General features: G+C 39.9%; 24 protein-coding genes. 9 read left to right on the top strand and 15 right to left on the bottom strand.

Features of this window, described 5'->3' with window-relative positions; genetic code table 11:
- Positions 1-61: 61 nt before the first annotated feature.
- From ABD692_RS18460 to ABD692_RS18450, 3 genes are all read right to left on the bottom strand, one after another.
- Positions 62-1,534: a RagB/SusD family nutrient uptake outer membrane protein gene (locus ABD692_RS18460; RefSeq protein ID WP_344769338.1), complete on the bottom strand. Its 1,473-nt coding sequence runs from the start codon at positions 1,532-1,534 to the stop codon at positions 62-64.
- A gap of 6 nt (positions 1,535-1,540) precedes the next feature.
- On the bottom strand, positions 1,541-4,486 hold the full coding sequence (locus tag ABD692_RS18455; protein WP_344769335.1) for a SusC/RagA family TonB-linked outer membrane protein: 2,946 nt from the start codon (positions 4,484-4,486) through the stop codon (positions 1,541-1,543).
- A gap of 362 nt (positions 4,487-4,848) precedes the next feature.
- On the bottom strand, positions 4,849-6,573 hold the full coding sequence (locus ABD692_RS18450) for a DUF6377 domain-containing protein (RefSeq protein ID WP_344769333.1): 1,725 nt from the start codon (positions 6,571-6,573) through the stop codon (positions 4,849-4,851).
- Positions 6,574-6,827: 254 nt separating this feature from the next.
- Here ABD692_RS18450 and ABD692_RS18445 point away from each other — a divergent pair, with 254 nt between their 5' ends.
- From ABD692_RS18445 to ABD692_RS18430, 4 genes are read left to right on the top strand one after another with little or no spacing between them, the layout of a single operon-like run.
- Positions 6,828-7,184 carry a hypothetical protein gene (locus tag ABD692_RS18445; RefSeq protein WP_344769332.1) on the top strand — a complete coding sequence of 119 codons (357 nt, stop codon included), beginning with the start codon at positions 6,828-6,830 and terminating at the stop codon, positions 7,182-7,184.
- A complete protein-coding gene (locus ABD692_RS18440; RefSeq protein WP_316761640.1) occupies positions 7,175-7,975 on the top strand; it encodes an MlaE family ABC transporter permease in 801 nt (266 codons plus the stop codon). Before ABD692_RS18445 ends, ABD692_RS18440 begins: the two co-directional genes overlap by 10 nt.
- A 7-nt stretch (positions 7,976-7,982) precedes the next feature.
- On the top strand, positions 7,983-8,756 hold the full coding sequence (locus ABD692_RS18435) for an ABC transporter ATP-binding protein (protein WP_344769329.1): 774 nt from the start codon (positions 7,983-7,985) through the stop codon (positions 8,754-8,756).
- Between the two features lie 2 nt (positions 8,757-8,758).
- Positions 8,759-9,736 (top strand): MlaD family protein, encoded by a 978-nt coding sequence (locus ABD692_RS18430; RefSeq protein WP_344769328.1) that lies wholly within the window; start codon positions 8,759-8,761, stop codon positions 9,734-9,736.
- A 280-nt stretch (positions 9,737-10,016) separates the two neighbouring features.
- Here ABD692_RS18430 and ABD692_RS18425 read toward each other — a convergent pair whose 3' ends face one another.
- Entirely contained in the window at positions 10,017-10,409 is a 393-nt protein-coding gene (locus ABD692_RS18425; RefSeq protein WP_344769326.1) for a hypothetical protein, read from the bottom strand.
- A 448-nt stretch (positions 10,410-10,857) separates the two neighbouring features.
- Between ABD692_RS18425 and ABD692_RS18420 the strand changes: the two genes are divergently transcribed.
- On the top strand, positions 10,858-11,433 hold the full coding sequence (locus tag ABD692_RS18420; protein ID WP_316761631.1) for an arylesterase: 576 nt from the start codon (positions 10,858-10,860) through the stop codon (positions 11,431-11,433).
- A gap of 10 nt (positions 11,434-11,443) precedes the next feature.
- Positions 11,444-11,926 carry a hypothetical protein gene (locus ABD692_RS18415; protein WP_344769324.1) on the top strand — a complete coding sequence of 161 codons (483 nt, stop codon included), beginning with the start codon at positions 11,444-11,446 and terminating at the stop codon, positions 11,924-11,926.
- A 13-nt stretch (positions 11,927-11,939) separates the two neighbouring features.
- On the opposite strand, the gene ABD692_RS18410 is transcribed toward ABD692_RS18415, so the two are convergent.
- The 3 genes from ABD692_RS18410 to ABD692_RS21005 are packed head-to-tail and all read right to left on the bottom strand — an operon-like array spanning position 11,940 to position 14,296.
- Positions 11,940-12,620, bottom strand: a complete 681-nt coding sequence (locus ABD692_RS18410; protein ID WP_316761626.1) for an SOS response-associated peptidase — start codon at positions 12,618-12,620, stop codon at positions 11,940-11,942.
- 19 nt (positions 12,621-12,639) lie between these two features.
- Positions 12,640-13,884, bottom strand: a complete 1,245-nt coding sequence (locus ABD692_RS18405; protein ID WP_344769322.1) for a Y-family DNA polymerase — start codon at positions 13,882-13,884, stop codon at positions 12,640-12,642.
- On the bottom strand, positions 13,868-14,296 hold the full coding sequence (locus ABD692_RS21005; RefSeq protein ID WP_316761620.1) for a LexA family protein: 429 nt from the start codon (positions 14,294-14,296) through the stop codon (positions 13,868-13,870). The genes ABD692_RS18405 and ABD692_RS21005 overlap by 17 nt, the downstream gene beginning before the upstream one ends.
- Positions 14,297-14,465: 169 nt before the next feature.
- On the opposite strand from ABD692_RS21005, the gene ABD692_RS18400 reads away from it, so the two are divergent.
- Together ABD692_RS18400 and ABD692_RS18395 are read left to right on the top strand one after the other, a co-directional pair.
- On the top strand, positions 14,466-14,705 hold the full coding sequence (locus ABD692_RS18400) for a hypothetical protein (protein ID WP_316761616.1): 240 nt from the start codon (positions 14,466-14,468) through the stop codon (positions 14,703-14,705).
- An 18-nt stretch (positions 14,706-14,723) separates the two neighbouring features.
- A complete protein-coding gene (locus ABD692_RS18395; RefSeq protein WP_344769319.1) occupies positions 14,724-15,158 on the top strand; it encodes a hypothetical protein in 435 nt (144 codons plus the stop codon).
- 18 nt (positions 15,159-15,176) lie between these two features.
- On the opposite strand, the gene ABD692_RS18390 is transcribed toward ABD692_RS18395, so the two are convergent.
- Entirely contained in the window at positions 15,177-15,893 is a 717-nt protein-coding gene (locus tag ABD692_RS18390) for a DUF3891 family protein (protein ID WP_344769318.1), read from the bottom strand.
- Positions 15,894-16,298: 405 nt separating this feature from the next.
- Between ABD692_RS18390 and ABD692_RS18385 the strand changes: the two genes are divergently transcribed.
- On the top strand, positions 16,299-16,991 hold the full coding sequence (locus ABD692_RS18385) for a DUF421 domain-containing protein (protein WP_344769316.1): 693 nt from the start codon (positions 16,299-16,301) through the stop codon (positions 16,989-16,991).
- Between the two features lie 58 nt (positions 16,992-17,049).
- Here the strand turns inward: ABD692_RS18385 and ABD692_RS18380 are convergent, their stop codons facing one another.
- The 7 genes from ABD692_RS18380 to ABD692_RS18355 form a co-directional block, all read right to left on the bottom strand.
- Positions 17,050-17,340 (bottom strand): hypothetical protein, encoded by a 291-nt coding sequence (locus ABD692_RS18380; RefSeq protein WP_344769314.1) that lies wholly within the window; start codon positions 17,338-17,340, stop codon positions 17,050-17,052.
- A 182-nt stretch (positions 17,341-17,522) separates the two neighbouring features.
- Positions 17,523-17,978 carry a GNAT family N-acetyltransferase gene (locus tag ABD692_RS18375; RefSeq protein WP_344769313.1) on the bottom strand — a complete coding sequence of 152 codons (456 nt, stop codon included), beginning with the start codon at positions 17,976-17,978 and terminating at the stop codon, positions 17,523-17,525.
- A 405-nt stretch (positions 17,979-18,383) separates the two neighbouring features.
- Complete coding sequence (locus ABD692_RS18370; RefSeq protein WP_344769311.1) at positions 18,384-18,749, bottom strand: hypothetical protein; 366 nt, start codon at positions 18,747-18,749, stop codon at positions 18,384-18,386.
- A 265-nt stretch (positions 18,750-19,014) separates the two neighbouring features.
- Positions 19,015-19,230 (bottom strand): hypothetical protein, encoded by a 216-nt coding sequence (locus tag ABD692_RS21000; protein ID WP_425567355.1) that lies wholly within the window; start codon positions 19,228-19,230, stop codon positions 19,015-19,017.
- 149 nt (positions 19,231-19,379) lie between these two features.
- Positions 19,380-20,240 carry an ROK family protein gene (locus ABD692_RS18365; protein WP_344769309.1) on the bottom strand — a complete coding sequence of 287 codons (861 nt, stop codon included), beginning with the start codon at positions 20,238-20,240 and terminating at the stop codon, positions 19,380-19,382.
- Positions 20,241-20,249: 9 nt separating this feature from the next.
- Positions 20,250-21,422: a glycoside hydrolase family 76 protein gene (locus ABD692_RS18360; protein WP_344769307.1), complete on the bottom strand. Its 1,173-nt coding sequence runs from the start codon at positions 21,420-21,422 to the stop codon at positions 20,250-20,252.
- Between the two features lie 35 nt (positions 21,423-21,457).
- Complete coding sequence (locus ABD692_RS18355) at positions 21,458-23,812, bottom strand: GH92 family glycosyl hydrolase (RefSeq protein ID WP_344769306.1); 2,355 nt, start codon at positions 23,810-23,812, stop codon at positions 21,458-21,460.
- Positions 23,813-23,818: the final 6 nt, after the last annotated feature.

The raw sequence follows: 23,818 nt of genomic DNA, 5'->3' as shown, positions 1-23,818 counted from the left end.
TTAAATATTGAAGATCATCCAGAGCTTGACAAATGCCAACCTCTGGATGTAAAAACTCAGATTAATAACCTGGGTTTTGCTTTAAATTCGGATTTGCATTCATTGCCGCAGTCGGGATCGGGAATAATTGCCAATGTGCATCCACCGCTGGAACCAGTCCATGTCCGAGGGTGAAAGTACCAAAGCGGATCATGTCTTGCCTGCGATGCCCCTCCCAGTTAAGTTCAAAACCACGCTCATCATATATATTTTCGAGTGTAGGATTTGCACTTAACGCTCCAACTCCTGCCCTTGTTCTTACCTGATCAATAAATGGTTTTGCAGAAGCAGCATTACCAAGACGAACATGGCATTCGGCAATCATGAGCAATACATCTGCATAGCGGTAAATTGGAAAATCATTGGATGATCCGCTACCATCATTTGGAGCAACAGGATAAAACTTAACACCACGTACGCCTTCGGTAATTCCCGCACCTGGATTTATAAGTGAGGTTACTTTCGGCGTATAGGTTACTCCACCAGGCTGAGGTCCGATTAAAAATTGCTTTATTCTAACGTCATTTGCGGCGTATTTGTTATAGGTCTCTTCTGGCACAATTGTTCCATTCCAACCAGAATAGCCAAACATTGCAACGCCGTTGGGACCATTTACGCTCCGTAGTGCCAGCACATTGTTGCCAATTACATTGCGTTTAAGCCAAATGGCTAAAATTGTTTCATCATCCGGGCAAGTATCTCCAAAGAGTTCAAAATAACGGTTACCCAGCGGACTTGAAGCATTTGCCGTTCCTGGATGCAAGGTATAACCTGCGGAAGCAACTTTAGTACAAGCCGCCAGACATTCTGCCCATTTAGCTGTTCCAGTGTAAACCCCTGCATTGAGGTACATTTTGGCTAAGAAAGTGTAAGCCGCCCATTTATTAAATCTTCCATAAAAGATGCCACCCTTGGTTTCTGGTAATAGATCGGCATTAGCCGTAATCTCACCAACAATCCAGTTGAAAATTTGGGTTCTGGTTTGCGTTTTTAGCTGAGCAGTAGTTACATTGTTGTCCGTATAAAAAGGTACATCACCGAAATCATCAATTAACAGGTAATAAAACCAGGCACGTAATATCTTAACCTCGGCTAGTTTAGCGGCAGGTGCATTGGCTTTTTCCAGTTGCTCTACTGCCAGGTTCGCCAGATAAATAGAATTGTAGCAGGCATTCCAAGTGGTATTGATTTGACCTAATGCAGGCGTCCAGGCACGGGTGTAAAGCCACGCATTCTCAGGCCCCCAGTCACCGCTTACACGATGCGGCACCACCTGTTCATCTGTACACATATTGTTGGTATCATAGTAACCGTTATCTCCGCCCCCAAACTGAGGCATACGAGCATACACGCTCGCTAAAGCAATATCGGCACCTTTAGGATCTGCAAAGAACTGATCTGCGGTGTATTTATCGTAAACGTTTTCATCAACTTTGGTGCAGCTCTGAAACATCATACCTGTACCTATTATCGCTGTGATTATTAATTTTTTCATGATTTTCTATTTTAAGATAATATTCAGACCTAAAGCAATATTTCTTACCCTTGGATAAATTCCGTTGTCTCCTCCGGTTTCTTCGGGGTCGATTCCAGAATACTTGGTAATTAGTGCCAGGTTTTGACCAGTAAGCGAAAAGCGTACAGAACTGATGTGTTTTGATTTTGTTGTTGGAATCCTATATCCCAGGTTCACATTCTCCAAACGGATGAATTTTCCGTCTTCGAGCCAGTAGTCTGATGCCAAAGGATAAGCTGAGGTGAAAAGATTATCGTCTATTGCGCTTTTCAATAAATTAGATCTTCCAAGATTTTCCAGAAAACTTAAATTTGAACGCAGGGCATTGAATAGCTTGTTCCCCCCAGAACCGCGAATTAATATAGAAGCGTCAAAGTTTTTGTAGCTAAAGCTCGGCGTAAAGGCGAAGGTATATTTTGGCTGTGTTTGGCCTTCGAAGATTCTGTCGGGGCTGGTTGCAGCTGCATCAATACGACCATTTTTATCCTGATCAACAATAATCTGTGTGCCATTAGCGCTTGCACCACCATGCTGCAGAATGTAAATTGAACCGATGGCTTGACCAACCACTAAGTATGCATTTTGTCCGCCATAAGGAACATTGTTGGTAATTAATGGAACTCCGTTTAGTGAGCCGCTTAAGTTGAGTACCTTTGAATCCATTAAAGTTACATTTCCACCAAGCGTTAGTCTTGTGGAGTTATTGCTAATCAGATCATAGTTCAAAGCCATTTCTATACCCCTGCCTTGTATGCTACCCACATTAGCCTGAATTGACCCAGTTGGAAAAGGCGGCTGAGGAACCGTATAGCCATACAACAATTTATCGGTTACATTTTTATAAATATCGAAACTTCCATTTAAGCGGCCTTTCAACAACGCAAAGTCAAGCCCGATATTGGTCGATTTCTTTTGCTCCCACTCCAGGTCCACATTTGCATTTTGAGTAACCCTAAAATTGGTTTGCACATTTCCGGCAAAATATACCGTTCCCGATCCTTGTACGATTTGCAATGATTGTAACACACTTAAAGGCTGTTGATTCCCAGTAATACCAAAACCGCCTCTCAGTTTCAATACAGTAAAGATATTAAGGTTCTTCATAAAAGGCTCTTGGTCAATCTTCCAGGCCAGTGAAGCTGAAGGAAAATTCCCCCATTTATGATTAGCACCAAAAACGGTTGCACCATCTCTTCTAAAATTGGCTGTCAATAGGTATCTATCTTTGAAAGAATAGTTTACACGGCCTAACACGGATACAGTTCTGCGTTGATTGCGATAAGATGAATAATCGCCAGCCTGCACTTTAGAAAAATCACCCAAGCCAAGGTTATTATAAGTTGCCAAGTCATTAACAAAACCTCTAGCCGCGCTTCCGCTTCCAGAATCCATTTGCGCCTGCCATTCATAAACAGCGGCAGCGTCGACATGATGATCGCCGAAATCCTTACTATAATTCAACTGGAAATCCATCAATTTGTAATCCGAGTTGTTATTATTGACACTTGCATAACCTTTCTGATCGATTGCAGCGGCAACTGTAGAAACCGCTGGGGTATAATTACCAGAAGTTCCATTGGTTTTCTGCCAACTACCAAATACCTCAGCAGAAAGCCCGCTGATGATCTTGTAATTAATGCGCATCGACCCCAGCAGACGGTTAGTTTCAGATTCACCGATAATGTTGTTTGCAGCTGCCAATACGTTCAAAGGCTGGAAAAGGTTCGGGTCTGTAAAGTAACTTCCGTCTGGACGATACACTGGATCGGTAGGTCTTGAGATGTAAGCATTGGAAATTAAGTTGGACGTAAATGCAGCACGTCCAATGGAGCCCGGGCTTCCGTTGTTTTGTGAATTTGTTCCATTTAACGTCATTGTAATGGAGAGCTTATTATCCAGAGCTTTTTGGGTAGCCTCAATGCGACCAATAAACCGTTGATTATCTGAGTGAATCACAATGCCATTTTGAAGCACCATACCTAGTGAGGCTCGGTAAGAGAAATTATCACTGCTTCCTCCTAAGGTTAGCGTGTGATTCTGGGTGGTACCATTACGGGTGATCAGCCCAAACCAGTCGGTATCGGCTCCGAAATTAGAAGTAGCTGGGATGCCCCGAGCCGCAGCCTGCTGTGACCATTCGGCTGCTGTAAGCATTTCGAGTTGTCTGGTAACCACATCTATTGAAGAATTCGCGTTGTATTCAATCGAGGTACCACCCCTGCTCTTCTTCATCGTCACAATTAGTACCCCCGATGCCCCTCTGGAACCGTATATTGCGGTAGCAGAAGCATCTTTAAGCACTTCGATACTTTGAATTTCCGTTGGAGGAATCTGGTTTAAAAAACTTACATCTCCTTGAACCCCATCGATAACGACAAGTGGATTGTTATTGCCCTGAATCGAGGTAATGCCCCTTATCTTTATATTAGGTGCACTTCCTGGCTCACTACCCGTTTGGGTGATGACTACTCCAGCTGCTTTTCCTGCAATCTGTTGCAACGGGCTTGTTATGGCTCCCTGATTGAAATCTTTACTCCCTATACTGGCCACCGCGCCGGTTACATCAGACTTCTTAGTTGTGCCATAGCCGACAACCACCACATCAGAAAGTGATTTTGCATCCTGCTTGAGTTGGATGATTGCCTCTTTTCCCGAAATTAAAGTGCGTTCCGCAGGATCGTAGCCCACATAGTTTACAATTACGGTCAAGGCAGACTGGCTGCTGCTTAACTGGAACTCTCCTTTAGAATTGGTAGTGGTCCGTTGAGTGGTTCCTTTAACCTGCAGTGTGGCACCAGCCAAAGCGTCATTATTTTCATCCACAACCCTTCCATTGAAAGCCGATTGTTGAGAAAATCCGATGGTGGAGATGAATAGACAAAGTAGGGTTAGCCCATACTTAAAAAAGTAAAAGAAGTAGTTTTTTCTCATAATGATTTTGTTTACTATTTGGTTATTGCGCTGCTGAAATGGCTTCCAGCGAATGCAAATCAAAGTAAAGAGAGTTTTAAAGCATCCACAATAGCAGGAAATCCAAATATTAAAAATAATGAACTCAATAAATCATTAAAACACTTGTAATCAACATATTAAATCAAAATCCTTACCAGTAATATATAGATAAGTACGGGATAATACTATCGTATATGGGCGATATATATTAAAAAAAGAGATACAAATCCAGCAATGAAGCCGTTCTGCTACAAATTCATTCAAGAGAAGAATAAATTAACTTTAGTGAGAATCAAGGTCTGAACAAGGAGAACAATTGAACACACATTTTAGAATTAAAACTACGAATGGAAATCTACTGGCAGATCGTTTTTCACCGTTCTTATGCTCATGATTTTTTCCTTGAAGATATCATTGGCAACTAAAGAGCGGTTCTTGACTTTCGTTTTGTAGGTGTATATGGTATTAACCGAATAATTTAAAATTTTTGCGATGGTTTCGTTTTCATCAATTCCGAGTCGAATCAGTGCAAAAATCCTGAGTTCATTATTCATTAGTTGACCAAGTGAAGGAAGGGTTTTATCTTTTTCCGCAAACAAGGCGTTAAAGTCTAAAATAAAATCGGGGAATAAATTTAAAAATACTTCATCAAATCTCTGAAAGAAGCTTTCTCTTTCAATATTCGTATCCATTCGCTTTACCACAATCTGTAACTGATCATATTGTTTTAAATGGGTAATTTTTTCCAGGCTTCTTTTCAGCTTTTCCAGCTTATCAATATAATCAGAATGGATGTTAAAGAACTGACCGATGTATTCCTCTTTGATCAGGTTGACCTCATCAAGTTTTCTATTCGTCCGTGTTAAAGATCGGTTAGCAACATCAAGTGAAGCATTTATTATAAGCAGTTCGGCGTTTGCATGGTTTAAGTCATGGTTTTTTTCCATTATCAACTTATCGGCAATACGGATTTTCTTTAATTGCCTAAAAGTTTTTGAAGCAAAATATATCGTCAGAATAATCAATAATGTAATAATCGATGCATAAATTAGAAGAGACTGTTTCTGCTTTTCGATGTCGTTTATTTTATCTTTTTCAATTATGGGCAGAATATTGCTGATTTCGACTTTTCGCTGCTTTGCACCGTAGAAGTTATTATCTTCAATAGCGCTATGAATATAATTAAAAGCCTCTTTTGTTTCGCCTTTTTGGTAGATGTATTCAGCAAGCTTAACCATTGCCAAAGATTCTTTTATAGAATGTGTATTATCGAGAATAGAAGACTTTAAAAGATAACGTAAACCAAGTTCTGGCTTATTTACACTGAAATAAAGATAGCTCAGGCAGCTATAATTAATGGCGCTATCGCGATAGGATAATTTAAGCTTGAGTAATGATTCGTATGAACGGATAGCCTGACTAAATTGCTTGGCTCTGAGTTGCTTTAATCCTATTCCCGACAGATATTCATAAGATCCTTTACCATATTTACTCATGATTGTATCACAATACTTCAAGCCTTCAGCCCGGTATAGTTCGCTAAAATCATGAATTTTATTATAGTCTGTCAAATCGAAATTTGCACGGGCCATCAAAAAATAATATTCAAACTGTTGAGCTTTGTTTAATACTTCAGGATTAACACGCTTTAAGGTATCTATACCTTCCTTGAACATACCCGAAGAAACCAATACGAAACCTAAGTTGACTTTAGAGTAGTTTATTTTTTCATTATCATTTAGAAGCTTTGCGTAGCTGGCAACTTTTTGACTGTACACATAAGCTGAATCGTGGATAAAGGATTTATATGCGTTAAATAAATTTAGGTAGGCCTGGTATCTTAAATTCGGGGATTGGTCATTTGACCTCAGTTTTCCCTCAAGTTTACGAATGCTTGACCATTTACTTGCATCCAACTCTTTTTTATTCTGCAGAACATCTTTTAACACACCTTTTAAACTGTCAATATTCTCCTGAGACTTTGCATCGTGGCCAGTTAGACACAGCCAGAGGGACAACATAAAGAAGATCAATATTTTTCCAGTTTGTAGGTTGTTATTTTTCAAGAGGAGCATCGATTTAAACTGTTTTACCCGGGAAGCTTTTGAAAATAGCTTTTAACAGCTACTATTTATATTTGGCTAATCAAATATAGCAAAAGCTAAGGAAAAATTATTTTATAGTGTTTATGTTACAATAACAGCGATTATTGTGCTGTCAAATTATTCAGAGCACTAAGCAAATCCTAGAAAACAGCTGAATAAAAATCACTCAAAGAGGCTATTATCAAACAATTATTGAATCCAAGTGTATTCTATAAATGAGCGTAAAATTCATGGTACCCTTGTTGCTTTTTAGTATTGGCTGCCACAACTCCAATCCCAATCAAGGTTCTGGCGGGAATAGGGTTGAAAAACAGACAACATTGTCAAGTTCAGGAATCATGGATTCCACCAAATCACTTATAAATCAATCCATTGCCTTGAAAAAAGAACTAAAGGAAGGAAAAATTAGTCGTGCAGCATTTGAAAAAACTAATTCAGACCTGATGACATCCTATCATACTTTGTTCAATAGTTTATCCCCAGCCGATACACTGATCATAACTCAATATAAAAAAGAAAAAGAAGTTTTGAAGGATAGTCTTAAAAATACCAATGCTCCAAGATGGAAATAGATAAAGATAAAAGTGGCAATTTGCCGCAGGCAACAGGCAAACTTGCCAATTGGTTCATTGGACTGTATAACGTTTTTGGTTTTATTGGAAGATTTTTCAAAGAAGCTTTTCTTCCTCCTTACGAATTTAAGGAACTTATGCGGCAATGTTACGAGATTGGCTACCGTTCTGCCTTGCTGATTTCTACAACTGGTTTTATAACTGGTTTGGTTTTCACCAAGCAATCCAGACCGTCTTTGTCAGAATTTGGCGCCACATCCTGGTTGCCGTCGTTGGTGGGCATTGCATTACTTCGCACACTTGCTCCGCTTTTGACAGGGCTAATTGCGGCTGGTAAGGTAGGTTCTAGTATTGGTGCAGAGCTGGGGTCGATGAAAGTGAGCGAGCAAATCGATGCCATGGAGGTTAGTGCAACAAATCCGTTTAAATTTCTGGTTGCTACCAGGGTTTTGGCGGCTACCATAACCATGCCTATTCTAACATTTTATACCGCAATGGTTGGCATGCTTGGCGCACTGCTGAATGTGTCTGTTAATGAAGGGACAAGTGCAACAACATTTTTTCAGAGCGCACTGGAAAGTATAACTTTTTTAGACATTATCGCATCTACGATAAAGGCGATCTTATTTGGCTTTACTATCGCAATCGTTGGATGCTACCAGGGATACCATTCTTCAAAAGGTACTGAAGGGGTTGGTAAGGCTGCAAATTCAGCCGTCGTTACAGCCATGTTCCTGATTTTTATAGAGGAGGTTGTGTGCGTACAAATTTTTAGTCTTTTTAATTCATAACCACACTATGATCTCAAAGAGTATAACAAATCCGCAAAGCGATAAGGTTATTGAAATTAAAGGTTTAAACAAGGCTTTTGGTACTTATCAGGTTTTAGAAAATGCTTCCCTGGATTTATATAAAGGTGAAAATCTTGTGGTTTTGGGAAAAAGCGGTACTGGAAAATCAGTGCTAATTAAAATCATTGTAGGCCTGCTTTCTCCAGATAGCGGGAGCGTTATCGCATTAGGAAAAAAAATCGACGAAATTTCTTATCCAGAGCTTTTAAAGCTTCGGTTAAGAATTGGATTTTCCTTTCAAAATAGTGCGTTATACGATAGTATGACCGTTCGGGAAAACCTGGAATTTCCTTTGGTTCGCAATGAGCGAAATAAAAGTAAAACCGAAGTGAATGCACTGGTTGAGGAGATGCTGGACGCCGTTGGACTGTCGCAAACCATAAACCAGATGCCCTCGGAACTTTCTGGCGGACAGCGAAAAAGAATTGGCATTGCCAGGACTTTGATTTTAAAACCTGAAATTATGCTCTATGATGAACCTACTGCTGGCTTAGATCCTATAACTTCAAAAGAGATCAATAAACTTATCAACGATGTTCAGGAACGTTATCACACCAGCGCAATCGTGATCACACACGACCTTACCTGCGCGAAAGAAGTCGGAAACAGGGTGGCAATGCTGGTCGACAGGCATTTTGACAGACAGGGAAGTTTTGATGACATTTTTACTAAGGGCGATAAACAGGCCCAACCTTTCTTTGATTACAATTTTATACAATAAGCATGAACGATAACAGAAAAAAAATTACGGTCGGCATTTTCCTGGCCATTGGGATACTGATATTTGTAGTAGCCATATTCACCTTGGGGAGTCAAAAGAAAACCTTCGTAAAAAGCTTTAACCTAAGCGTGGTATTTAATGATATTCAGGGCTTGAAGAAGGGAAATAACGTTTGGTTTTCTGGTGTAAAAATAGGAACCATAAAAAAGATTGATTTCTATGGTAGCTCACAGGTTAAAGTCCTGCTTAGTATTGAGGAAGATGTTCATAAATATATCCATAAAGATGCTGGGGCCAGCATTGGGGCTGATGGACTGATCGGAAACAAGATTGTGGTATTAACTGGTGGAACACCAAAATTCCCTTTTGTTGAAGACGGAGATATGCTTAAAGTAAATACCTCGCTTTCAACCGACGATATTATGAAGACTTTGCAGGTGAACAACAAGAACCTGGTTGATGTGACCTCTGATTTCAAAATACTTTCCCGTAATTTAATTGATGGAAAAGGTGCTGCGGGAGCACTGCTGAGTGATGAGCAACTGGCGCAGAATTTTAAGTCAATGGTATCGAATTTAAATCGAACTTCGCTTGTTACCTCAAAGGTAGCTATGGACTTAAGTGCCTTCAGCAAAACGATGAACACCAAAAACGGATTGATGGATAAGCTGCTGACAGACACTGCAGTGTTTTCCAGATTAGAGGGATCTGTTGGAAGCTTACAAAAAACTACCCAATCAGCAAGCGTAATGGCCGCAAATCTGGAAGCCGCATCAGGAAAACTTAAGACATCAGACAATGCTGCAGGACTGCTGCTCAACGATGCGGCGACAGCCCAACAGGTAAAAACCATCATGTTAAACCTGGAAAAAAGCAGCAAAAAACTTGATGAGGATCTGGAAGCCCTACAAAGTAACTTTTTACTGCGTGGTTTTTTCAAAAAAAGAGCTAAAGATTCCTTAAAAACAAAAAACAATTAAATTATTTAAACCCAAATGCAGGGTTCAAACGTTACGCTTTAAAATAAATAAGACGGGCTAGTTGAAGACTTATATTATTCGACGGAATGTTTAACTGGGAAACTAATTATTAAAAAATGAGGAACAACTGAGATCGTTCGATCAGAATATAAAAATAGCTGACAGATGCCGGTGACGCCATTGTAGCCATCAATATAATTTATGGAATTGTCTGCTTTGTTTTTATTGATTTCCTGAAGTGGGGGAAATATTTGGCTTCGAATATAATCAATGTAATAGACTATATTCTGGAGTTATCAGCTTTAATACGCTTGCGATAACGCAGGAATAAAACAACTAAAATCACCAGATATGGCATACAAAATAGAATTCCTGGCCAAGGTTGATCCCACATTGCTAGCAGTGTAAAAAACACAAAAACGATTGGAAGAAAAAAGAAGCTCAAAGCACTCCACATTTGGTTAGATCGGACCCGATCATTAAGATTCAGAAAAACAGGAAAAGTTCCCAAGCCCAGGCAAAAGTTGACACCAATAGCTATTCCATAGGGAAGGTTTCGGAAGTCTGAATCAGCATTACCTATCAGATTGAGTGACAACAATATAAATACGCCAATTAAACTAATGATAGACGCAGATAAAAAGCACATAATAATCAAGGCCAGATATTTCATATTTAAAGCAAAAGTTTACTAATACGAACGAACAAATAACAGCAATGTTTGGATTATTTTAATGTAATGACCTGGAATGATTTATCGTTCCATTTTATATTATTTGCAAAATGTAGTTGGGTAATTTATTTCATATCTGCTTTCAGTTAAATTACATAGATATGCAAGAGCTTGTTGAAGGTTTGGCTAAATGGACCGAGAGTAAGAATGCATCTTTCTGTCAGCATAGCTAGCAATGTAAGTGAATAGCCGAATTACCTGGCAACAGTTGCAATCATCTTCAGCGGGGATCAGTACATCTGGTATCCAGATAAGAACTGCTAAAAAAACATTTGTATTTGTTATTGGGTTTATAAATAATGAGACCTATTAGTAAACTTGAATATAAGAAAAGGAATATTGTAATTATTGGTGCTTACAGTAGAGTACTAAAAAGACTTTAAGGTATATGAAAAAAATTGTTTTTTTTGGCAATAGCCTTATCGCCGGATATGGATTAATTAACCCATCGACTGAATCTATACCAGCCTTGATTGCTGGAAAACTTAGATCTGCTGGTATGGAATATGAGGTAATCAATGCAGGAATTAGCGGAGACACCACAGCTACTGCCCTGGATAGACTCGACAGGCATTTAAATGGAAATATCGACATTTTTGTCGTCGAACTTGGTGCAAATGACTTTTTACGAGGTGTAAGCCCACAGGAAGTTTCACATAACCTGCAAGGCATCATATCCAAAGTGATAACCTTTTGCCCGCAGGCATCCATTATGCTACTGGGGATGGCACTACCAGAGTGGGCACATGGCATCCATGGCACACAAAGCCTGGCTTACCAAAACATTTATAAAGACCTTGCGGCAGAAAACAATATTTCCCTTGTGCCATCCTTTTTAAAAGGAGTAGCTGGCAAACCTGGGCTAAACATGCCTGACGGTGTACATCCGCTTGCGGCAGGATACCAAATTGCAGCAGAAAACATTTGGCCAGAACTGTCTAAACTCATCAACAGATTGCTCTAAACCAACTTCCATGAAAAAAATTACAAAAAAAGCCAGGATTCAGGAAGGCGAAAAATTTGAAAGTGCAAAAAAGCTTGAGTTGGAAGGGGCCTTTGCTGATGCTGTAAAAATTTATCAAACTATAATAAAGCGAAATCCAATCCATATCGATGCGGTTTCCAGACTGCTTATTCTTTACAGGAAAACAAAAGCCATGGACGCAGAAATTGAACTTTTGAAAAATGCAATTTCCTCACATGAAAACCACATTGAGGAGGCACAGCAAGAATGGATCGATAACCATCAGGAAATAGCTGAAGATTCCCGTCCCCTGGCCCAGATTCTTGGATTGCTCAATGCCAAGCACCTGCCATATTATGAACATGAAGTACTTCAAAAATGGACACGGCGTTTAGCCCTATTAAAACAAAGGCTAGATAAAAGCAGCAAGCAAAAAAATGTTGTCCGAAAAAATAAAGATCGCAGTCCTGAAAGAAGCGAGATAAAAAAATAAATGGATTGTAGAATTAGTCAAAAAGTGTCAGGTCAGGGCCTGAAGGATTGTTGTTATTTTCATCTTTATTCCGTGCATTATTTATTTTTGGATCAACCTGCCAGCCCTTTAGCAATGAATTATCAATTGGATGGAGGACTTTTAACCGCTGCTCAACTGGGAGTTCACGGTCCAGCCAAACTGCACTTTCCGCCTGCGAAAGAATACATGGCATGCGGTCGTGGATTTTTCCCACATAGTTATTAGCCTTCTGCATAATCATTGTACATGAAGGGATCACAATACCTGTACTTGGATCTTTCCAGCTGTCCCAATAACCTGCCAAAAGTAATATATTGCCATCTTTCCTTTCGAAGAAATAAGGCTGCCTGGTCGTTCCGTTACGGTCCCATTCATAAAAACCCTCTACTACAAATACACAGTGCCTTCTTCCAATCAGCGGACGGTAGGTAGGCAGGCTGTGCATGGTTTCGATTCTGCAGTAGGTTGTAGAAAATTTAGGTACTTCTTTCGCTCCAGATGGAATCAGTCCCCATTTAACATAATGCAATCTTCCTGGCCTGGCATCCAAAATTACAGGCATATCCGTTCCTGGAGGACGGTTTGTATCCTTTTCCCTTGCATCTCCTCCCAGCAATATGCCTGCCTTTGCAGCCATTGCCAAACTCTCTCCAATTAGTGTTCTTCCGCACATATCTTTATTTTACCTTTAATTAAATAACCTTGATGATATCGGCCCACCTGGTGGTGTAGCCTTTTGACAAATACTCATGTTTCAGCCGCCACTTTTTATCATATCCTTCTGTGGCCATCCTCAATGTACCCCTACCATAGGCGAGGTTCAGCTTGTCGAGTACCTGAGATACCACATCTTTTTTTCCGTTATCATGGGAAGCAAATACATTTAACTGTAGCTCGCTTTCTGGTACCAAACCACTGGCAATCACCCCAGCCTTTCTATATTTTACCCCATATTTGAAAAGCATTGCAGACACGCGTACTGCTATGCTGACCAGGTCTGATGTACTGTTGCTTGCGATCAGCAGCTTATGAGTATGGCTGGGAAAATGCTGTGGATGGTCTTCCCTGTTCTTATTGGTATAAAGGAAAACCTGTAAGTATAAACACCGCAAATTTTCTGCTCTAAGCTTTTCAGCCAGCCTGCTTGCATATAGCGTCAGGGCTTCGGCCAGGATATCAGGATGCTCGATGTAATTCCGAAAAGACCTGCTCACCGTAATTCCCTTTTTAGTTTCCCTAACCGCATCAAGCGGAATAACTGGTCTTCCCCAGAGTTCATTCCACATTCGCTGGCCTATAATGGTCATATTCTGCTTGAACCACATTTCTGGCATCTCCCTCAACTGTCCAGCGGTAGAGATGTTAAGCTGCTCAAACTTTTTATAGTGCTGACGGCCCACACCCCAAAGGTCATGAACGGGAAAGTCTTTAACTGCTGCACTTATTTTTTTATCGGTATCCAGCACCATCACGCCACCAGCCTTTTTTGAAAGTTTGTTTGCAAGTTTTGCGAGGGTTTTGGTTGGAGCCACACCTATCGATACAGGAATACCTGTATTACGGATCACAGAACTCCTGATGACTGGAGTATAATTTTCCAGATTCCTTATACCGCCAAGCCAGCCAAATGCCTCATCAATACTGTAGACGTCAAGCCTGGGAAACCAGCGACCAAGATTGTGCATTACTCTTTCGCTAATATCACCGTACAAAACGTAATTGCTGGAAAAAACATGAATGTCGAACTTTTTGATCAGATCCCTCACCAAAAATTCAGGGTCACCCATTTTTATACCACATGCTTTCGCTTCTTCGCTCCTTGCGATTACGCACCCGTCGTTATTACTGAGGACAACCAAAGGTTTTCCAATGAGCTCAGGACGGAAAAGCCTTTCAGCCGAAGCATAAAAGTTATTACAATCACAAAGTGCAAACATTGCTGTACCTCCCTCTTCTTAATGTTTTTGGCAATACATTTCTGCACACTGAAGTGACGACTCCCCAGATCTGAAGGGTCCCGATTTCTGTTTCACAGATTGCTTCGGCATCATTTCGAAGGAGGTACGCACCATTCTCTTTCACAAAAAGTCTGCAGCAAAAACTCCCTGAAATAAACGCAATGATAATTGCTCCGTGAATGGGTTCGAGGGAGCGATCGATTACCAAAAGATCACCATCAGATATACCGTATGAGTTCATGGCATCCCCCTGCATCTGAAAATAAAAAGTAGAATGCGGATCTACGACCAGCTTTTCAGAAAGGTCAAGTCTGCCTTCTAAATAATCTGCCGCTGGGGACTGAAATCCCGAAATCTTCTGCTCTGCTCTTTTCTCAAACGACCTGATCATAAACCCATTGCCTTAATGCACATCAAAATTATACTAATTTTTTTAGTAATTAAAATGTATTCGCATATTAAACTACAACCCATTGGAATAATATTAATTAAGTTATTCAAAACCATCTTCTACGAGATTTGTCTTAGCAAGAGAATACTGATCTTTAAATCATTTATCAATGGAAAAACTACTTTTATCGGAACAAGTCAAAAAGTTTATGGATTATGCCGTGGATACCCTAAAAGCTATGGATGGTGCACCAGATCATAATGAGCAGGAAAAAGCAGAAGTTTTGAATAGGATTTCAATATTAAAGGAATACCTTAAAGATGTGGAGCGCTCCTATCTTGAAAATTCGCCTGCTGATACTTCTGCACCAGTAGACCCTGGATATATAACCGAGGTAGGTCACAGTTAGAATTTTAAATCAAAGAACATGGCTAAGATAATAAACCTGATTGCTGGCCTTGGTGGAGCAATCGCACTGAATATCGTTCACGAATCATTAAAAAACAAAGGCAGAAATATGCCGCACATCGATGAGCTTGGGGAAGAGGCATTGCAAAAGTCAATGAGCTATTTCGGCGTGGAGGTGGGCGATAAACAAGACCTATATCTTTCAACCCTTGCCGGAGACCTTGCCAGCAATGCTCTTTATTACAGTTTTATCGGTGGGAGAAGCAGTCTGATCTGGCCAAAAGCAATTGCATTGGGCTTGGCAGCAGGTTTCGGTGCAGTTAAGCTTCCAAAACCATTGGGTCTCGATCCCGCACCTGTTGCAAGAAATTCCCAAGTGAGCAGCTTGACAGTCATCTATTATCTTTATGGGGCATTGGTAACTGGAGCACTACTAAAATTGTTAAAACGTTAAGTTGATAAGACGTTAGATCTAATTTTTAGATATGATAATATTTTGCCTGATTATTTTAGCCGCCCGAATTGCTTTCCTAAAATCATCTTCAGATTTATATGTCAGGGATGCTAAAGTGATGCGTTCATAAGCTATTTCAAAGCGACTTACTTCGAAAGGCCAAGGAGAAACGATCAGCCTACCATCTTGATGTTGAAAAAACTCATAGGACCGCCCGTGCGGCCCCTGTCCTATTTCTAAATTACGTTTTTCTGGTGGAATCAGATGCTGACAGATGAGCAGGGAGAAAGCATCACAGAATTCCAATAAACTATACGCATAATCAACATCTTCGACTGATATTTGGGCATCTTTAAGCCATTGTTTCTCTAGCTTCTTCAATCTGGCAAGATATTTTTTCGCCATAGGCTCTTCACCATGGGTGAAAGCAATATGTCTGGCAAACAGCAAAGCGATAAAACGGCTTTTGGTCAAAGCCATACCGATCATTCTGCTACATGCGTTCTGGTCGAACTTTGTCATTGCAAAATCGATGGGCCCTCCTGTTGAGGTAAGCAAAGGACTGATATTAAATTCATTAAATACATCATCATGCTCAGTTGTTGCGATAAGGGTTTCTATCCACCTCCCTGGCCGCTCTGATATCTTCCATTCCGCACATATTTGTCCTGCAAGAAGTCCATGGCACCTTTGGGTAATAATCTCCCAACCTTCCTTAGTGTAATTAACAATCAAAGCCTGAATTCCTTTCTGTTAACATCATATTTTAATTCTGAACTATTAATTTTACCCATACTAGAAATTAAACCGTGAGGCGCATTCTGCATGTTTTTGACATCACCTTAGTTTTTCAAAAAGTAGGATGTGATCTGCATATTCATATAACCTTTTCCGTAAAAGAAAGTTTAGATTAGATTAATGATAAAATTTTTCTTCAAAATCGATGTATTAAATTATACGGCTTATCTCGCTAATTAAAATTACCGAAGAATCAAACATTATCTAAAAGCTTTGGTTAACAATGGATGGAAACCAGTATATATGTTGAGGTACAACTCACCGCATGCTGAAATCGCATAAGTTAATGAAGTTAACCTAAAGGCAAGTTCGACAGAATAAAAAACAAATATTAAATATAAAATGCAGGATTTAGACTGGACCAAAATGATGGTAGGCGAAGAAAAATGGGGATTTCTAATTGAAATTGCCATCCGTACCATATTGATGTATTTTATCATACTGATCGGCTTGAGGCTTTTGGGGAAACGTGGTGTAAGGCAGTTGTCAGTATTCGAAATGGTGGTTATTATTAGCCTTGGCTCCGCTGCTGGAGATCCGATGTTTTACAAAGAAATCGGGCTGATGGTGCCCATTGCGATTTTTGCGATAATAGTTGGTGCATACAGGCTAACTACCTATTTGATGGCCAAAAGCGAAGGTTTCGATGATCTTGTCGAAGGAAAGGCGACATATATTATTGAACAGGGGATGTTTTCCATAAACGGATTCCGCAAGGAAACACTTGCCCAGGATGAATTTTTTTCCGAGCTGCGGCAGCAGGGCGTATCCCACCTGGGGCAGGTAAAAACAGCCATTCTGGAGACTTCTGGATGCGTCAGCCTTTTTTTCTTTTCCGATGAACAGGTTAAGCCAGGACTACCCATCCTGCCAAAAGAATTCGCCCGTGCGTCAAGTACCGTAGATCATAACGGTCTTTTTGCCTGCAGCTTCTGCGGAAAAGTGGAGGCTTTAGACAAAGGACAGGAAAGAGAATGTTCTAACTGCGGGCACTATAAATGGGTAAAAGCGGATGATCAGCCAAGGATAAAATAATCATCCGTAGGATTGAAGTCAACAATTTGAGTCGCCTAAAATGAATTGAATTTCCAGCTTACTCGATTTCTCCTTCTGCAAGTCCTTCCAAAAACCAGCCAGACTTATATTCGAATGGCACTTCGGAATCTGCTGATTCATTGATAACCTTACTGGTAAAATCATGGGCGATTTCCCGATCATGTTCCAGTTGTCTCTTGGCCAAAAGTGCATATTCATTCAGGTCGAAGCCATCCCGAATTACATAGTACGGTAGTCCATTCTGTGTCCATTTGGTTTCGACAAGCCCCTCTTTAAACCTATTTTGATCTGACGGACTGAATTCTTTCTGTTTGTTGTTGCTTTCCATATGTTTGCACAATTACTGTTTGAGATATCGGTTTAAACCATAACAATAGAAGCATTAGATTGGTTTGGGAATAAAGTCGATCATTTAAATACAGTAAAATTCGCACTCCAGAAATATAGCAATAGAATTTAGATAGTTTAGTTGAATCTTAGTGAGAATAATTTCTGATGAAATCTGCCTGGTTACTCCTCTTTCTCACAATGCTGCCTTAGCTGTTTTGGCCCCTGTGGCCAGATAAACGAAGTAGTCTGTTTCTTCCATCCCATTTTCTTATAAAAATTGTCTGCGCCTGGAGCTGCTGTGAGGTTCACAAAGTGATAGTTTTCCAATATACCATTCAGCGTAGTGATCAGGTATTTACCGAGGCCCTTTCCCTGATAATCGGGATCTACAACGATATCGGCAAGCATAGCATAATAGCGTCCATCACCAACTATCCTTCCAAAAGCAATGATATCACCTTGGTTATAAATAAACAAAGTAGAGGTGCTCATTTTGAAGGCTGCCTTAAGCTCATCAGCAATCCTATATTTCCAGTTTATTTTCTGGAACAGCAAAAGGACGTTATCCCAGTCAATCTGGCTAAGGTCGGGATTTAGATAATATTGATACGTTGTATTGACTTTAACAATCTCCATGGTGAAAAGCTGGCTAAGGATTTACTTTTTTTGAAATATTTAAATTACATTTTTAACGATAACCAATTTTAATGTAAATAGTTTAACAAATCCTGATCCGTGCTAAGGTTTGGTTTTAAATTTAGTGTAATTGAGGTATATAATATTTGGTTATACTAAAAAGAAACGCTGTATTGCTGGTTCTTTTGGATCGATAATAAAATAAATTCATACGGTCTGATTGGTATAATTGTAAGCGGGCATCCAGAATATGCAATATCTACCTTTAAAATCCAAGCAGATTTTTTTTTGTTAAGCATGTAAGATTTAATAAATTTCTTTCAGCAGTCACCAAAGCTATACACAGCGAAATCAAAAGTTGCGAGCGCCAGTCTTCTATGAAATAGCTTCGAGCATGCCTAATGATTACACATGAATTGGACTTGCTACTTCTTCAGAGAAAACATCAGATCCATCATACCAGAAGTTTAAAGCCTCCTGATTTTCCATATTAACGAGAATTTTATGCCTTTCAGGAAAACCGACTTGCTTGAGTAAAAAAATGATTCGGTTTTGAATCCCTAAAAGTTTACCAGGGATCAGGGTCATTTTGTTTACCAGGGACTCAATTTCAACATAACAATCAACTTTCTTCTGCAAGGCCTGTATGTCAAACATTTGTTCATTTTCATTGGTTCCCAAACCTTGTCTTAATTGTTTTATTTTAGATTTTATGCTTTCTAATTCTCTGGACATTTCATAAAAATTGATGATATTTTCCTGAAGATTCATTAATATTAGGGGTTAATATGGTTATACAATTATCCCATAGAAACATCAGATGGAATCTAATGTTTGAATAAAAATTATTTCCGAATAGGCTGCTCTACACATGTCTGTTTAGTCATATTTGATTTTTGCGAAAATTTATAACTGATTGTTTAGATGAAATAATTAACGGACTCCAACTAGTTAAGCCATTAGGATAAACCTACCAAGCAAACTTGTGAGAAGTATTTCAATTATAACGATGCGAAAATAATATATCAGCAATCTTTTAAAAAATATTATTGTTCGTGACCCCAGGGCATTGAGGCTTACCATAAGCTGCTGAAAAGTAAACTCGACGATTACTTATCCTCAAGGCCGCAATAATTATCGTAGCAAAAAATAGGGTTATTAAAAATGTCAATGTTTCAACTAACCTCGCGGTCAGTTTAATATCCTCCTCTCCAGGATTTGTTCTTTCGGATAGTTGGTTATGTGAGCGGATGATATGGCCAGTTTAGACCTTTAAGGTCCTTGATAATATGACTTTTTACATTCACCAGAGTAGTTGAGGTGACACCCTGAGGGATATCGATGGAAAGAGCTGTTAATAATAAAGCCGCAAACTGTTCCCTTATACAAATTTCAACAAACTTATAAAACTGAACAGGCGGCACCAATTAAAGCTGCATTTTCCCCTTTAGAAGAAATATAAACAGGAACGGATATCGCCATGGTTTGCAAATAATATTTCAGCTGAGGCAAAAATAGTGTTGATGCATTGGATATATTTCCTCCAAGCACTACGCATTCAAATTTGTACTTTTTATAAAGCTGGGTCAGAAAAATGCCCATGTTCATACTAAATTCATCGAATACTTGTAGTAAAGGTCCTCCTAGATCGACATTTAAAATGAGCTCTCTAACGTTATTTACCTTTAAGCCCGAATAGTTGTTATAGGTGGATACAAACCACCTGGATGAAAAGAAATCCTCACATATTCCACCCATGAAGGGATGGCACCAGAAATCGGCATCGAACACATGTCCACCTTGTCCAATAGCCGAGCCAAAACCAGTTCCCAATGTAAAACCTACAACCTCCTGATAGGCAGCAGCCGGCCCATAGCTAATCTCGCCCTGCAGGAAACAAGCTGCATCATTCACAAAGCTAATTTCATGTTCATTGTCCAATAACTGAGACAGCAGCAAGGTGCGCACATTCATTCCATAAAGGGCATCATATTTTCCTACACCTTTTATTAAGGAAATACCATTTTCATAGTCAAATGGCCCTGGCATTGCAATAGCGATTTTTCTGGAGTTTGGGGCAGATTGCAGGCTCTTGCTCATTACTGCAATCCACGACTGAATAATCTGGCCTGCATCAGCTAAAGAGTCGACCTTTTCCCGATGTGTGGAGTCTTCGAGTATTCTTCCGTTAGTAATATCAACTAAGGCGGCAGTAATGTGAGAGCCACCAATATCCACACCAAGAACAATGTTATCGCTCATATAAAAAGGTTAGTTTTTTAAATTTAATAAGCCAAGACGACCATAGAGTTCGGCAATGCAGGCTTCATCCAGCAACCATTTTGGTTTTCGTTTCGAAGCTTCATCGGTTGCCCATTTTGGAGTTAAAAATCCATATTGATCGGCAGATTTTTCCCAGGCGCTGTCCAAATCTGTAGCTACTGCTAGGATGTATTTCGCGTTATGATCTACTTTGTATAGCGCTTCATAGCCTCTAAACAAAACCGTAACAAACCAGGGAAGATCAATATTAAGGGTACGCAAGCCATTTTCTTCTATAGAAAAAAACCGATACGAATTTGCTGCAACATACTGAGCTTCTTTCAGGTAAGTGGGGTCTTTGGTAAACTGATAAAGCAATACGGCAGACTCTAACATTGAACCAGTATTGTAGGTATAATAAGTTGCATTGGTTTTACCATCCATTTTGATATCATTATAATAGATTCCTTCAGGATTTCGTAACCTCGCCTGCATCCACTGATAAAAACGTTTCGCCCAGTCTAAATAAACCCGATCCTGGCTAGCCTGATAAAGTTTAAGCGCAGCCAACGTGGCCATTCCATTACTACAGGCTGGCTTCTGGTCTTTATGGCCTTCCAGCCAGTAAACCCCGCCATTAAGCTTTTCATCCCAACCGCTGATAATGAAGTTAAAAACTTCTTTGGCTTTGCTCACATATTGAACATCTTTTGTATTGAAGTAGGCTTCAGCATAATCAATACAAACGAGGGCATTATCATCATAATAACGGTCAGATTTTTCCAGCGTGGCTGGGTAAGCCTGATAACCTACAGGCAAACGCGTGGTATCTCGGTATGTCCAAACTCCAATTGTTAAGGTATCCAGGAATTTCGCGTACTTTGTCTTCAGGTCAGGATACCGCACCAATACGTTGGCGGAAGAGAACATTCCTGAAAACGGCCATAAGAAACTGACTTCTTTTTCTTTAACATTTGAACCTTGAAAGTAATCCAATTCCACTTTTTCACCATTTGGAAAGTGCTCACTAAATAATCCAGGGTGTTTCTTCAACCGATAGTTTTTCCATACTTTTTCAAAAAAAACATCAGCCCTTTGTTTGTAAAAGTTACTCGACTGAAAATGCTGGGGATAGCTCTTCCCCGATAGCACCATCATGGTGATAATCAATAAGTATTTCATATGTTCTTGAAATCAGTTTCTAATAAAAAAATCCCTTACTGGCTTGAGGGCGGTGGAACTGTTATTCCCCAGGCCATATTAGGTTTGCTCCCCATGATTAAACTCAATGTGCCACCTTTCATCAGCTCGTCCCGAAAAAGCCAGGCTTGATTTAGCACTTTTCCATTCCAAGTTGCAGACTGCACATATACATTGCTTTTACTATTGTTTTTTGCCTCAATCGTTAAGCGTTTTCCATTGCCAAGGCTAACTTCTGAACGATCAAACATCGGACTGCCAATCTGGATAGCAGGTTTGGCATCTGTTAATCCTTTCACATCGAACAATCCTAAAGAAGCCATAACATACCAAGAACCCAACTGTCCCTGATCCTCATCCTGACCATAGCCATATCCATGGATACTTTCAGTGCCATAAAACTCGTCACAAATTGCCCTAGTCCATTTCTGGGTTAACCAGGGTGCAGCGGAATAGTTAAACAACCAGCTGATATGCAGATTAGGCTGGTTACCGTGGTTATATAAAGATTGAATACCAGAGAAAGCATCAATCGTTTTGCCACCACCGAATGCATTTTTCTGAGAAGTTTCAAAAATATTGTTCAGACGCTCATTAAAAGTTTTTTTTCCGATTTGCTGGATAAGCCCATGAGGGTTTTGCGGCACATAAAACGTATATTGCGTTGCATTGCCCTCCTGAAAACCACGCCAGGCTTCCAGTGGATTAAACTGATCAATAAATTTTCCATCAGTTGTTTTAGGCCTTACAAGTTTAAGGCTTTGATCAAAAATCGTTCGCCAGCCATCCGACAATTTTATAAGCCTTTTATAGTCTTCAATCTTACCAAGGTTTTTCGCCATCTGTGCAGCAGCAAAGGCGCTGTAACTGTATTCTAGCGTATGCGATCCTGAAAAATGTGACCCTGTTGAATCCGTTTTATCCGCATCTAAAAAAGGCACATAACCTTTGGATATAAAACTTTTTGTATCCATTTTCCCCGAACCTACTAACCGGTTTTGATAGCCAATTTCATTTCCCAGAATAGCTTTATAAGCGAGATTCAGATCGTAATCCCTGATATTTGCCTGGTAAGCCCCAGCAATAGCTAATCCAACAAAATTGGTTCCGACACCAGATACAAAGTTGCTGTTCGCGATGCCATCACCAAACCAGCCGCGCTCCTTATAAATTTCCAGCTGAGTGTGTACAAAATCGCTATAATGCGATGGGTAAGATAACGCCCATAATTGCGTAAGATTCCAGAATCCTCCCCAAATGGCGTCGGTATTCATAAAATTGTAACTGAATTTGCCTTTGGCATCCTTTGGCAGTTGCCCTATGCTTCCATCATGTCGCGGGAAATTACCATTAACATCACTCGCTATTCCTCTACCCAATAAGGCATGATATAATCCGGTATAAAATTTTGTTTTGTCGGCCTCTAGTTTTCCTGATACCTTAAGTTTTCCGAGTTCCGAGTTCCACTCTAGCTGAGCTACAGCTTTCGCACCGGCAAAAGTTAGATTTTCTGCTTCGGTCTTAAGGTTTAATTTCGCATTTGCGATGGAGGTATAAGAAAGTCCTACTTTAATTTCCACGCTTTCATTTGCAGAGGTTTGATAGTTTAAAAATAGCCCTGCCCCGACTCCTTTAGCAGATCGCTGATTCGCAATCGCAGCATCTTTGATTATAGCACCAACTTCAGCTGGTTTTTTATTAAGTGCTCCATAAAAATACATCGCAACACGACCACCTTCATCGTAGGTTTTCACATACTTTGGATAAGTAATTACAAAACCCTGAAAATGGGTATCATCAATCATTTCTACTGAAGCATCGGTTATCGGACCACTTTCTCCCTGCACGTTACCGATTGATAAAATGATTCTCGAGCTATTGCTCTGTGGAAAAGTATAGCGATGAAATCCAACTCTTTTTGTGGCGGTAAGTTCAGCTTTGATTTTAAAATCATCCAGTACTACGGAATAATATCCAGGCTGTGCAATCTCGTTTTTGCGGTCAAATGTGGAGCGATATCCACTCCCCACTTTCTCCAGTTCACCTGGAACGGTTTTCAACGTGCCTGCGGTTGGCATAAAACTGATCCCACCTACTTGCCACTCATGAAAATGGACAAATCCTTCTATGGAGTTGTGGCGGGTATCATAACCCACAGCCTCCCAACCTTGTTGGTTGCCATAACTACCGTTTGTTGATGGCGCAAGTTTTGCCATGCCATAAGGAACCGCGGCAGGTGTATAAAAAAACCACCTGCTATGTGCGGTTCCAATGTTTGGATTAACATATTTCAATAAATCCTGCGCAATAGAAGTAACTGCTGTAACCAGAAAAAAAAGAAGGAGAAATATTGATTTATAGTTTACTTTCATAATTGA

It is taken from the genome of Pedobacter ginsengiterrae, from assembly GCF_039537385.1.
Classification (GTDB): Bacteria; Bacteroidota; Bacteroidia; order Sphingobacteriales; family Sphingobacteriaceae; genus Pedobacter; species Pedobacter ginsengiterrae.
The sequence above is the reverse complement of the archived record's forward strand: the minus strand, read 5'-3'. Positions and strand labels throughout refer to the sequence as shown.